The sequence below is a fragment of the Coprococcus ammoniilyticus genome (assembly GCF_025567345.1).
Lineage (GTDB): Bacteria > Bacillota > Clostridia > Lachnospirales > Lachnospiraceae > Coprococcus > Coprococcus ammoniilyticus.
This window is the reverse complement of record NZ_JAOQJS010000001.1, coordinates 246,541-260,320: the sequence shown is the minus strand read 5'-3', so window position 1 is coordinate 260,320 and position 13,780 is coordinate 246,541. Positions and strand designations below refer to the sequence as shown.

8 protein-coding genes are annotated in these 13,780 nt (G+C 43.0%); 5 read left to right on the top strand and 3 right to left on the bottom strand.

The window, feature by feature from the left end; genetic code table 11:
• Positions 1-50: 50 nt before the first annotated feature.
• Positions 51-1,250 carry a class I SAM-dependent rRNA methyltransferase gene (locus tag OCV60_RS01050; RefSeq protein ID WP_262529052.1) on the bottom strand — a complete coding sequence of 400 codons (1,200 nt, stop codon included), beginning with the start codon at positions 1,248-1,250 and terminating at the stop codon, positions 51-53.
• Between the two features lie 221 nt (positions 1,251-1,471).
• Here OCV60_RS01050 and uvrB point away from each other — a divergent pair, with 221 nt between their 5' ends.
• The 3 genes from uvrB to OCV60_RS01035 all read left to right on the top strand — a co-directional run bounded on the left by uvrB (position 1,472) and on the right by OCV60_RS01035 (position 7,163).
• Entirely contained in the window at positions 1,472-3,460 is a 1,989-nt protein-coding gene (gene uvrB / locus OCV60_RS01045) for an excinuclease ABC subunit UvrB (RefSeq protein WP_021944347.1), read from the top strand.
• A gap of 318 nt (positions 3,461-3,778) precedes the next feature.
• Positions 3,779-6,616, top strand: a complete 2,838-nt coding sequence (gene uvrA / locus OCV60_RS01040; protein WP_008401783.1) for an excinuclease ABC subunit UvrA — start codon at positions 3,779-3,781, stop codon at positions 6,614-6,616.
• Between the two features lie 118 nt (positions 6,617-6,734).
• On the top strand, positions 6,735-7,163 hold the full coding sequence (locus tag OCV60_RS01035) for a hypothetical protein (protein ID WP_008401785.1): 429 nt from the start codon (positions 6,735-6,737) through the stop codon (positions 7,161-7,163).
• Positions 7,164-7,210: 47 nt separating this feature from the next.
• On the opposite strand, the gene OCV60_RS01030 is transcribed toward OCV60_RS01035, so the two are convergent.
• Positions 7,211-8,518 (bottom strand): MATE family efflux transporter, encoded by a 1,308-nt coding sequence (locus OCV60_RS01030; RefSeq protein ID WP_008401786.1) that lies wholly within the window; start codon positions 8,516-8,518, stop codon positions 7,211-7,213.
• A gap of 250 nt (positions 8,519-8,768) precedes the next feature.
• On the opposite strand from OCV60_RS01030, the gene OCV60_RS01025 reads away from it, so the two are divergent.
• Positions 8,769-9,806 carry a YeiH family protein gene (locus tag OCV60_RS01025; protein WP_008401789.1) on the top strand — a complete coding sequence of 346 codons (1,038 nt, stop codon included), beginning with the start codon at positions 8,769-8,771 and terminating at the stop codon, positions 9,804-9,806.
• A gap of 152 nt (positions 9,807-9,958) precedes the next feature.
• Here OCV60_RS01025 and fba read toward each other — a convergent pair whose 3' ends face one another.
• Positions 9,959-10,828, bottom strand: a complete 870-nt coding sequence (gene fba / locus OCV60_RS01020; RefSeq protein WP_021944348.1) for a class II fructose-1,6-bisphosphate aldolase — start codon at positions 10,826-10,828, stop codon at positions 9,959-9,961.
• Between the two features lie 305 nt (positions 10,829-11,133).
• On the opposite strand from fba, the gene OCV60_RS01015 reads away from it, so the two are divergent.
• Positions 11,134-13,767, top strand: coding sequence for an ABC transporter ATP-binding protein/permease (locus OCV60_RS01015; RefSeq protein WP_008401791.1), 2,634 nt, complete (start codon positions 11,134-11,136; stop codon positions 13,765-13,767).
• Positions 13,768-13,780: the final 13 nt, after the last annotated feature.

Here is a 13,780-nt window from a genome sequence, read left to right as displayed (position 1 = left end):
AAGTATTACAAGTAAGATAAATGACAGAGGACCCATCTCTGAAACTCCAGCTATTTGTCGCTGGTTACTTGAAATATGTAGAACTTCAGATAATATGATTCATCTGCAGCCCACAGAATCGGATGATCAGGAGCCTGAGTACGGAATTCAACCTGTCTCAGTCGTTTGTGAGAGTTGGAAGCAGCCTGCCCGATGGTTTTTGTAAAGAGTTCATAGTCCATGAAATGGGAGCATGAACAGGTGGCAAGAAAGCCGCCATCTTTAACGAGCTTCATGGCTCTCAGATTTATTTCCCGATAACCTTTTACAGCGTTTTTAATTGAGTTGCGTGATTTTGTAAATGCAGGTGGATCCAGAATTACAACGTCGAATTTCTCGCCCTGTTCTTCCAGTTCAGGAAGCAGATCAAAGACATCTTTACAGATAAATGTAACCGAATCCTCCAGATGGTTCAGCTTTGCATTTTCCTGTGCCTGTCTGACCGCAAGTGCGGAAGCATCTACACCCAGTACGCTTGCGGCACCGACAATTCCGGCGTTCAGCGCAAAAGAGCCTGTGTGTGTGAAACAGTCAAGAACTTTTGCATCCTTACAAAGACGCTGGATCGCAAGTCGGTTGTATTTCTGATCAAGAAAGAAGCCGGTCTTCTGACCGTCTTTTACGTCAACAATATAGTGTACGCCATTTTCAACAATTTCCACGTTCGTGTCGAATTCATCCCCAATAAATCCCTTGAATGGCTGCATCCCTTCGTTTATTCTAACTTTAGCATCGCTACGCTCATAAACACCTTTGATTATTATACCATCCGATTTAAGGACATTTTTTAAAATATTTATTAACAAATTTTTAACTCTGTCAATTCCAAGTGCAAGTGACTCAACGACCAGCACATCTTCAAATTTGTCAATCACGATACCGGGCAGGAAGTCTGCCTCGCCAAATACGATACGGCAGCTGCTTGTATCCACGGTTTTCTTACGATAATCCCATGCTGCCTGCAGACGCATGCGGAAGAAATCTTCATTGATCTCGGTATCGACGTGACGTGTCAGCATACGGACAGTGATCTTGGAATTCGTATTGATAAATCCCTTTCCCATCGGATATCCGTCAAAGTCTTTTACAATGATGATATCCCCGTTTTCAAAACTCCCCATGATGGTATCTATTTCATTGTCATAAATCCAGGCGCCGCCGGCTTTGATGGTTCTGCCCTCGCCCTTCTTTAATGTTACGATTGCGCTCATGTTACACCTCGTTCATTTTTTTGATAAGACATAGTATACCATGGATGGCATGGTTTTTAAATCCGCTTTGCGGATGACACAGTGGGAAGCGGAAGGTTCTTACAGAATAAAGAACAAATATTCGATTTGCTCTGTACTTTTTTTAAATGGAATGATATATTAGACAGAGAACAATAATAAGAATATTGATTGTATTTAGATAGATATATCAGGAGAACATAATGGATCATTTCAAATTAGTATCAGAATATCAGCCGACCGGTGATCAGCCGCAGGCGATCAAAGAGCTGGTGGATGGATTTAAAGAGGGAAACCAGTTTGAAACCTTGTTAGGTGTAACCGGTTCCGGTAAGACATTTACCATGGCAAATGTAATAGCACAACTGAATAAACCGACGCTGGTGCTTGCGCACAACAAAACGCTGGCGGCACAGTTATATTCGGAAATGAAGGAATTTTTTCCGGAAAATGCGGTAGAATATTTTGTTTCTTATTATGATTATTACCAGCCGGAAGCATATGTGGCATCGACTGATACTTATATAGCGAAGGATTCTGCGATCAACGATGATATTGACAAGATGCGTCACAGTGCAACAGCGGCCTTGATCGACAGAAAAGATGTTGTGGTCGTATCCTCGGTATCCTGTATTTACGGTATCGGTGATCCGGATGAATACCGGGAGCAGATGCTGTCGCTCCGTGTCGGTATGATCAAGGATCGGGATATGGTGATCGATGAACTGACGGATATCCAGTATGTCAGAAATGATATGGATTTCCACCGTGGAACATTTCGTGTACATGGGGATGTGCTGGAGATTCTTCCAGTATCGACATTTGAAGATGCTGTGCGGGTTGAATTTTTTGGTGATGAGATCGACCGTATCTGTGAATTTGATCCGTTGACCGGGGAGATCAGGCGCAGTCTGAATTTTACCTGTATCTTTCCAGCTTCTCATTATGTTGTCGGACATGAGAAGCTGGAACGTGCACTTACAAAGATCGAAGCGGAATTGGCTGAACGGGTACAGTATTTTAAGGAAAATGATAAGCTGATCGAAGCGCAGCGGATTGAAGAACGGACAAATTTTGATATAGAGATGATGCGGGAGACAGGCTTCTGCTCCGGTATCGAGAATTATTCAGGACCATTATCCGGCAGAGAATCCGGGGAGACTCCGAGCACATTGCTGGATTTCTTCGGTGATGATTTCCTGTTGATCATAGATGAGTCGCATATGACGATTCCGCAGGTCGGAGGAATGTATGCAGGTGATCGTTCCAGAAAACAAAATCTGGTGGATTATGGATTCCGTCTGCCATCCGCATTGGACAACCGTCCGTTAAACTTTGAAGAATTTGAATCGAAGTTAGATCAGGTATTATTTGTATCGGCGACACCATCCAAATATGAAGCAGAACATGAGCTGCTCCGGGCCGAGCAGATCATCCGACCGACCGGATTGCTGGATCCACCGGTGGATGTCCGTCCGGTAGAAGGACAGATCGACGACCTGATGTCAGAGATATTGAAAGAGACAGAACAGGGACACAAGGTTCTGGTTACAACACTTACAAAACGTATGGCAGAGGATCTGACAGATTTCCTGCGTGAGAATGGCATTAAGGTCAAATATCTTCATTCCGATATTGATACAATGGAGCGTGTAGAGATCGTGCGTGATCTCAGAATGGGTGTATTTGACGTATTAGTTGGTATCAACCTCCTTCGTGAGGGACTTGATATTCCGGAGATCACACTGGTGGCTATCCTGGATGCAGATAAAGAGGGCTTCCTGCGTTCGGAGACATCGTTGATCCAGACGATCGGACGTGCTGCGAGAAACTCAGAAGGTCACGTTATCATGTATGCAGATATGATGACAGACTCCATGAAACGTGCGATCTCGGAGACAAATCGTCGTCGAAAGATTCAGGATGCTTATAATAAGGAACATGGGATCATACCGAAGACGATCCAGAAGGGTATCCGTGATCTTATTACAAATGAAGTCACAGAAGATAAACCGGTTGTGGATGCTGAGAAAGATATTGAATCCATGACGAAGAAAGAGCTGAAAGCAATGATCGATAAGCTGACAAAGAAGATGAACATGGCAGCCGCGGACCTGAACTTTGAAATGGCAGCGATCGTCCGTGATGAGCTGAAGAAGTATAAAGAAGCACTTCGGGACTATGATAAGTAGAAAATACAATACAGATCATGCTGTCGTACTAATTGAAAGTGTATAAACATGTATGATCATAATATTATTTGTTTGAATATTAGTTGTTAAACTAATATGAAAGATATCATTACTATTATGAAGTAAGCCTTATCCGAGGCCGGTACTTAAGTTGCGTTTTTTGCAACTTTATGTACCGCTGCACGAGGATACGAGCGGAAGCGTCTTACGGAATAATATGTAATGTATCTTTCATATTGTATAAAAGTAATAATAAATATAATGATCATACATGTTTATAAGATTCAAATAAAATGAGCAGAAAGAAGGTCAACCGAAATGGGTGATATTAAGTATATTACGATTAAAGGTGCAAAAGAACATAACCTGAAGAATATAGATGTGAAGATTCCGAGGGATAAATTTGTCGTTGTGACAGGTCTGTCCGGTTCGGGCAAATCCTCACTGGCATTTGATACGATCTATGCTGAAGGTCAGCGACGCTATATGGAGTCCTTATCTTCCTATGCAAGACAGTTCCTTGGACAGGCAGAGAAGCCGGATGTCGAGAAGATCGAGGGCCTGTCGCCTGCGATATCGATCGATCAGAAATCGACGAATAAGAATCCGAGATCCACAGTCGGAACAGTAACAGAGATCTATGATTATTTCCGTCTGTTATATGCAAGAGCAGGAATCCCACACTGTCCGAAATGTGGAAAAGTGATCAGCAAACAGAGCGTGGATCAGATGGTAGACGATATCATGCAATTGCCGGAACGGACAAAATTCATGGTACTCGCACCGGTTATAAGAGGCAGAAAAGGGGAACATGTGAAGCTGTTGGAGAAGGCGGCAAAGAGCGGTTTTGTTCGTGCGATCATTGATGGCAGCATGTATGAGTTATCCGAGGAGATCAAGCTGGATAAGAATAAGAAGCATAATATTGATATTGTTGTGGATCGTCTGGTCGTTCGTCCTGATATGGAACGAAGACTGACAGATTCTGTAGAGACAACTCTGCGGATGGCAGAAGGTCTGATGAAGATTGAGGTTATAAATACAGATGGAGAAAATGAGATCTTGAATTTCTCTGACAGCTTTTCCTGCCCGGATTGTGGAATCAGCATTGATGAGATCGAGCCCAGAAGTTTTTCATTCAATAATCCATTTGGCGCATGTCCATGTTGTGCCGGTCTGGGATTTAAGATGGAATTTGATCCGGATCTGATGATACCGGATACCAAGCTGTCGATCAATGAAGGGGCAATTGTTGTGCTGGGCTGGCAGTCCTGTAATGATGGAAAGAGTTTCACAAATGCAGTGCTTCGTGCATTAGCAGAGGAATATCATTTCTCACTGGACACACCATTTCAGGATTACAGTGATGAGATCAAAGATCTGTTATTATATGGCAAGAACAGCCGTCCGGTAAAGGTTCACTATAAAGGACAGCGTGGAGAAGGCGTCTATGATATTACATTTGAAGGACTGATCAAGAATGTCCAGCGAAGATACCGGGAGACCGGAGGTGAGACGACCAAGGCCGAGTATGAGACTTTTATGACGATCACGCCATGTGAAGAATGTAAAGGAAAACGTCTGAAACCGACAGCACTGGCTGTTACGATCGCCGATAAGAATATTGATGATCTGACCAGAATGTCGATCGAGGATCTTACAAACTTTATGGATAATATTAAGTTGACAGACCGGCAGATGCTGATCGGCGGGGCAGTTTTAAAGGAGATCCGGGCGAGACTGCATTTTCTGATCGATGTAGGCCTTGATTATCTGGCACTTTATCGTTCTACAGGCACATTGTCCGGTGGCGAGGCACAGCGAATCCGTTTGGCGACACAGATCGGTTCTGGGCTTGTGGGCGTTGCTTATATTCTGGATGAACCAAGTATCGGTCTGCATCAGAGAGATAATGATAAGCTGATCGGAGCATTGGAGCATTTGCGTGATCTTGGAAATACTCTGATCGTAGTAGAGCATGATGAAGATACGATGCGTGCTGCGGATTATATTATAGATATCGGTCCGGGAGCCGGTGAAAATGGTGGTTATGTCGTTGCGGAAGGTACGGCAGAGGAGATCATGAAAAATGAGAACTCGATCACCGGTGATTATTTAAGCGGAAGAAAAAAGATTCCGGTACCGGAGGTACGAAGAAAGCCAACGGGCTGGCTGACCGTTCAGAATGCTTATGAGAACAACCTGAAGCATATCGATGTGAATATACCACTGGGTATTATGGTATGCGTGACTGGTGTATCCGGTTCGGGAAAGAGCTCACTTGTAAATGAGATCTTATATAAGAAGCTGGCGAGAAGACTGAACAAGAGCCGTATCAAACCGGGACATCATGATCACATCGTGGGTTACGATGCACTTGATAAGGTGATCAATATCGATCAGTCTCCAATCGGAAGAAGCCCGAGATCGAACCCGGCAACCTATACAGGTGTATTTGACATGATCCGTGACCTGTTTGCAAATACAAAGGATGCCAAGGCAAGAGGATATAAGAAGGGAAGATTTTCATTCAATGTATCGGGTGGACGATGCGAAGCCTGCCGTGGTGATGGTATCATCAAGATCGAGATGCATTTCCTGCCGGATGTCTATGTTCCTTGTGAGGTATGCGGTGGCAAGCGGTACAATCGTGAGACACTGGAAGTAAAATATAAAGGTAAGAGCATTTATGATGTTCTGGATATGACTGTGGATGAAGCCTGCGAGTTCTTTGCAAATGTTCCAAGCATTCTGCGAAAGATCGAAACGTTAAAGGATGTTGGTCTGGGCTATATCCGTCTGGGACAGCCATCTACCACTTTATCCGGAGGAGAGGCACAGAGAGTAAAGCTTGCGACGGAGCTTGCCAGACGTGGAACCGGAAAGACGATCTACATTCTGGATGAACCGACGACCGGACTTCATTTCGCCGATGTTCATCGTCTGGTGGATATTCTTCGCAGACTTAGTGACAGCGGAAATACCGTAGTTGTTATCGAGCATAATCTGGATGTTATAAAGACTGCCGATTATATCATCGATATGGGACCGGAAGGCGGTGTCCGCGGTGGAACAGTGATCGCACAGGGAACACCGGAGGAGATCGCAGAATGTGAGAATTCATATACCGGACAATATCTGAAGCGGTATTTATAAAGTGTGAAGATAGAGAATACAATTAAGCTCTTATATAGATATCAGTTTTATAGAATGTGTAGAATTGATATAGAGGAATTAGAGATATAGAAATTTGGAAACATAAGGAATTAGCAACATGAGGAATGATAAGATCATTGGCGCATTGATCGGCCTTGTAGGTGCGGCCGGTAATTCCGGCTGGACAGAGAAAACAGATCAGACGATCGCAAGTGCGTTATTACAGGAAGACAATGATGAGACAATAGAGGAAATACACCGGGAGAAATACCGACTTTCTCCCGGGTGTTCCACCTGTACGGCTCCATGCGGGAATACATCTGATTATGATATGAGCTGTTTCTGGAATGGCAGCCTGGAAGAACAGAAGCGTAAGCATGACATAATCAATGAATTACAGCAGGTGGCAGAACAGTATAACAGCGGAAATCTTAAGAGATTACCTGAGGTCTGTTTCCGTGCACTTGCATGCTTTTCCTATGGCATGGACGAAGCTGCATACGAGTCTTTAATGAGCGACTTCCATAATATAGCCGAAACTGTTTAAGAGTAGAACTGCAGATAGAGTTACAGTTATATCTTAGCGTTTATGTTCTATATAGATTTGCTTTTCAGGTAGCCAAGGCTGACAAATAACACTACGACTTCAACGATCGGCATAACAAACCACAGGCTGGATGCACCCAGACACAATGGAAATACAAGGATACAGATACTGCTTAAGATGATATTTCGGAGCAGTGAGATGCACAGGGATTGTGCAGATCGCAGTATCGCCTGTAAATAGTAAGAAGTCAGCAGGTTAATGCCAAATGGCAGGAATGCAAAAAAGTAGGTTCGTATACCCAGATTTGCAATATCAGTCAGTGTTGGATTCATTTTAATAAAAATACGACAGACCGCAGTCGGGAATAAGATTCCACTAAGCGAGAAGATGGCACCCATTATAAGGATAGTGGTATATGCCATCTTTTTTATTCCTTTGATTCGGACCCCATTTCCTGCACCATAATTAGTAGAGATAACAGGCTGGATCGACTGACCGACTCCGGTAAACAGGGAGTTGAACAGGATTACACAGTTTGAGATCACGCTGTAGATCGAGAGTGCATTTTCACCGCAGTATTTCAGGATCTGGATATTAAACAGCAGTACGATGAATCCATTTGCAAATTCATTGAAAAAACTTGGGATACCACCGACAATAATATGACGGATACTGGGAATCGTGTGAATCGGTCGGATGAAATGAAGACCGTTTTTGCGTGAGAAAAAGTGTGAGCCACCGACAATTACCTGGATAGTCATACCGAGAACGGAAGCGAATGCGGCACCGCCCATTCCCATATGCATAGGAAATACAAAAATGATATCCAGTGCGATATTTACGACGCCGCCAAGCAGAACTCCCGCCATTGCACGGTTTGGATCATTGTCGGCACGGATAAAGATTGCTACATAATTTGAAAATACAGCAACCGGAAGGAAAATGTTGATATAACGCATGTAGGACATGGCGTATGGGAATAAGGTGTCATTTGCTCCCATCAGATGAAGCAGCTTAGGCATGCAGGTGGCATAGATCAGCCATAAAAGGGTAGTAACAGCCGTAATCAGGAAAAAAGAGATTGTAAAATAACGATTGGATTTCTGATGATTACCACTTCCCCTGTGAACACTCATCTGTACAGAGCCGCCGACACCAAACAGGATTCCGGTTGACATCAGGATGCAGAGAAGTGGTGTTGTAATACTTAGGGCAGCAAGAGCATCTGCGCCGACACCTTTTCCAATGACGATCGCATCTGTCAGTGTATAAATAGACATAACCATGGCACTTCCAAGTGATGGTATCAGAAATTTGAAGTATAATTTTTTCAGATTGTCTTTTAATAAATCCATTATAAGTCCTCCTATGCTGTGCTGTTCACAAAAAAAGAGCCAGATAAGATAATCTTATCTGGCTCATAACATTCATGTCCATCCGGGAATCCTGAATAACATTCAGAACACCTTGCAAGGTATATCATATATACCGTCCGATTCGTGCCTATTATACCAAGTTGATAGAAAATGTCAATCAATTTTATGGCATTTTTTGTATGCGGGTGTTATAATAGCATCCGCAAAAAACACAGTGAGGTAGGAATAAATGAATTTTATTAAGAAAAACTGGATAGGAATTCTGGTGTGTTTTATCATAGCAGTTCCTTCATGGTTAATTGGAAAACGGTTTCCGGTTGTCGGCGGACCGATCATTGCGATATTAGCCGGTATGTTGATCGCACTCGTATGGACGGATAAGGGAAAGGCAGAAGCCGGTATCAAATGGACATCAAAGATTGTTTTGCAGACAGCCGTTGTATTATTAGGATTTGGCATGAATCTCGGAGTAATCCTGCAGACAGGAAAACAGTCGCTTCCGATCATTATCTGTACGATCGGTACATCCTTATTGATCGCATGGATCCTTCGAAAGGTGATGAAGGTTCCGGCAAATACTTCGATTCTTGTCGGTGTTGGATCTTCTATCTGTGGTGGTTCCGCAATCGCAGCAACAGCACCGGTTATAGATGCAGATGACGATGAAGTCGCACAGGCTATTTCTGTTATCTTTTTCTTTAACGTGCTTGCGGCTATCTTCTTCCCGATCATAGGAAAAGCAATAGGATTTGATACGGCATCCGGTGATGCATTTGGAATATTTGCGGGAACAGCCATCAATGATACATCTTCTGTAACAGCGGCGGCATCAACATGGGACAGCATGTGGAATCTTGGAAGTGAGACTCTCAATAAGGCAGTAACGGTAAAACTGACCAGAACACTGGCAATTATACCGATCACATTAGTGCTTGCGGCAGTTCGTGCAAGACAGGCGGCAAAGACAGAGCAGAAGACAAATGGATTCAGCTTGAAAAAAGCATTTCCTATGTTCATTCTGTATTTTGTGATCGCATCTATAATCACAACGATCTGTATCAGTCTGGGCGTAAATGCGGATGTATTTGCACCGTTAAAGGAGCTGTCCAAATTCTTCATTATCATGGCTATGGCGGCGATCGGGTTAAACAGCAATGTTATTAAGCTGATCAAAACCGGTGGCAAGCCGATTTTGCTAGGTGCATGCTGTTGGATCGGCATTACCTTGGTCAGCCTGCTTATGCAGCATGTTATGGGAATCTGGTAAAAGCATGTAAGAACGCCCTTGGGGCATATATGGCAGAAAACCTGTAACAGCAATATGCCCCATATGGTTTATACAACAGAACACAAGTGGTCTGTGAAATAAATCCATATGGGGCATATTATTGTTATACGATATTCGTATTACGAAAGAAATTAGTCGTTAGCTTTGCCAACTGATCCGAAAAGTTCCATCTTTTCTTTAACAGTAGCCTTGATAGCTTCGAAACCAGGAGCAAGAAGCTTTCTAGGATCAAATCCCTTACCTTCAAGATCCTTACCAGCCTCGATGTACTTTCTTGTAGCATCTGCGAATGATAACTGGCACTCTGTGTTAACATTGATTTTTGAAACGCCAAGTGAGATAGCTTTCTTGATCATGTCAGCAGGGATACCTGTACCACCGTGAAGAACTAATGGCATAGTACCTGTCTTCTGCTGGATAGCATCAAGTGTTTCGAATGAAAGACCCTTCCAGTTTGCTGGGTACTTACCATGGATGTTACCGATACCGGCAGCAAGCATATCTACGCCAAGATCAGCGATGATCTTACACTCTTCTGGATCTGCGCACTCGCCCATACCAATAACACCGTCTTCTTCACCACCGATTGAACCAACTTCACACTCGATAGAAAGACCAAGCTGATGAGCAACATTAACAAGCTCTGTTGACTTAGCAAGGTTCTCTTCGAATGGATAGTGTGAACCATCGAACATGATAGATGTGAATCCGGCCTTAACACACTTGTAGCATCCTTCATATGTTCCGTGATCAAGGTGAAGAGCTACAGGAACTGTAATTCCTAAAGAATCGTGCATAGCCTTAACCATAGCTGCAACTGTTTCAAATCCAGTCATATACTTTCCAGCGCCTTCTGAAACACCAAGGATTACAGGAGACTGAAGTTCCTGAGCTGTAAGAAGAACAGCCTTTGTCCATTCAAGGTTATTGATGTTAAACTGACCAACGGCATATTTTCCAGCCTTAGCCTTTTCCAACATTTCTTTTGCTGAAACTAACATTATAAATTCCTCCATTATAAAAATTATTTTGGGCTTTCATCTGCCCGAATTGTCCACATTTATAATGTAAAAATCCGGTTAGATAACCCTACTCTGTCGCCATTATACATTATTTATTTCCAAAATAAAAGCCATTTACAAAAACTTGATAAAAATAAAAAAATACTGCGCCATAATAACCCTGATGTCGCAGCGTAGTATTTTATCATTATGTAAAACATTTATAAAAGAATCCGCCATTTCCTTGAAATGCTAAAACTGGGATGGTAAAATTTTTATAATATAATTCGTGGAGGAAACAATATATGCTTCAGTTAAAGAAGATTGTGAAGGACTATCAGACCGGAGATGAAGTGGTAAAGGCGTTAAAAGGCATTTCCATTAATTTCAGAAAGAATGAATTCGTATCGGTACTTGGTCAGTCCGGCTGTGGTAAGACAACGCTTCTTAATATTATAGGCGGACTTGATCAGTATACGAGTGGTGATCTGGTTATCAATGGCAGATCAACAAAAGAATTCAAGGCAAGAGACTGGGATTCATACCGGAATAATTCGATCGGTTTTGTATTCCAGAGTTACAATCTGATTCCGCATCAGACGGTTCTCGCAAATGTCGAGCTGGCGCTGACCTTATCCGGTGTATCCAAATCCGAGCGTAGAAAACGTGCAAAAGAGGTGTTGGAAAAGGTTGGTCTGGGCGATCAGATCTATAAGAAGCCGAATCAGATGTCCGGTGGACAGATGCAGCGAGTAGCGATCGCCAGAGCATTGATCAATGATCCTGATATCCTGCTTGCAGATGAGCCGACCGGAGCCCTGGACTCCGAAACCAGTGTCCAGATCATGGAGCTGTTAAAGGAGATCGCAGAAGAAAAGCTGGTCATCATGGTAACACACAATCCGGAGCTTGCAGACAAATATTCTACAAGAATCGTGAAGCTGTTAGATGGTAAGATCATAGATGATTCCGCACCATTTTCAGATGAAGACGAAGCGAAAGAATCAGAAGAAGCATATGCACCGAGAAAGACATCTATGTCTGTGTTTACGGCATTTTCCCTCAGCTTTAATAACCTGCTGACGAAGAAAGGACGAACCCTTTTAACGGCATTTGCCGGAAGTATCGGTATCATCGGTATCGCGCTGATTCTGTCATTATCCAGTGGATTCCAGGGCTATATCAATGATGTGCAGGAGGAAACCCTGTCATCCTATCCAATCGAGATCCAGAAAAAGGCAATGGATTATTCTGACCTGATCTCGGAAATGGCGGGTAATACAAAGGAAGAAGATCTGAGTGATCATGACCCGGATCGTGTATACTCTGGTGATGTCATGGGCGATATGATGGTGTCCATGCTCTCAGAGGTAAAGGAAAACGATCTGGAAACATTTAAGAAATATATTGAAGATGATACAAATGGATTCAAGGATATCGTGAGTGATATCAAGTATACCTATGATACTCCGATGTATGTATTTAACGAAAATGCAGCAGGCGGTACACAGCAGGTAAATCCAAGTATCATGATGCGAGAGATGGGATTTGGCGATATGGAAGAATCCCAGAAATCCCTGTCAGGATTCATGTCGGCATTCAGTTACGGAAATAATTCCATGGATATGTGGAAGCAGTTAATGAGTAATCGGGAGCTGTTGGAACAGCAGTACGATGTGCTTGCAGGACACTGGCCTCAGAATAAAAATGAAGTTGTACTGGTCGTTGATAAGAATAACGAGATCAGTGATTTTACCTTATATACATTAGGTGTCAGAAATGCTTCTGATCTTGGAGAGATGGTTCCGAAGATCATGGCAGGTAAAGATTACGATGCACCGGAGGAAATGAGCTTCTCCTATGATGATCTTTTAAATCTCAAATTCAAGCTCATTCTGCCGAGTGACATTTATCAAAAAAATGCAGACGGAACATGGGCAGACAAGAGTTCCGATGAAGATTATATGGCAGATGTGATCAGCAAAGGTCTGGATATTCAGGTTTGTGGTATCATCCGTCAGAGCGAATCCTCTTATGCAGCATCGATCGATGCGGGAATGATCGGTTATACCGCTGAACTTGCAGAGTATGTTGTATCCGAAAATGAAAAATCGGAGATCGTAAAACGGCAGCTTGACAATCCGGATACCGATGTATTTACAGGACTTCCGTTTTCAAACGGAGAAGATATCGACATGAGTCAGGTGGACATGCAGCAGATCGTTGCATCCATGAACCTGTCAGAGGAACAGCAGGCATATATTTCACAGATGTCTGATGAGCAGTTATTTGAAATGTTAAAGGAACAGGGCTATTTTGCACAGTCTACCGCAACCTATGATGATAATATCGAGAAGCTTGGATTTGCGGATCTGGCAAAGCCGTCCGTTATCAGCCTGTATTGTTCAGAATTCGCGGACAAGGATAAGCTGACAGATCTGATCGACAAATATAATGATTCACATTCAGACAGCGAGATCACTTATACCGATTATATCGGGCTGATGCTATCTTCCGTTACGAAGATCATCGATGCGATCACTTATGTATTGATCGCATTTGTAGCTATCTCGTTGATCGTATCATCGATCATGATCGGAATCATTACCTATATCTCTGTACTGGAGAGAACGAAGGAGATCGGTATTCTTCGAAGTATCGGAGCGTCGAAAAAGGATATTTCCCGTGTGTTTAACGCAGAGACATTTATTATCGGACTGGTATCCGGTGCGATCGGTATTCTGGTTACGGTGCTGTTAAATATCCCGATAAGCAAGGTGATAGAGAAATTTGTAAATGTGCCAAATGTATCTTCACTTCCGGTAAAGGGTGCGGTGATCCTTGTGATCATTAGTGTTGTGCTTACTTTGATCGGCGGTCTTATCCCATCTAAGATGGCAGCGAAGAAAGACCCTGTAATAGCACTTAGAAGTGAATAACAGAAAGGAGCGA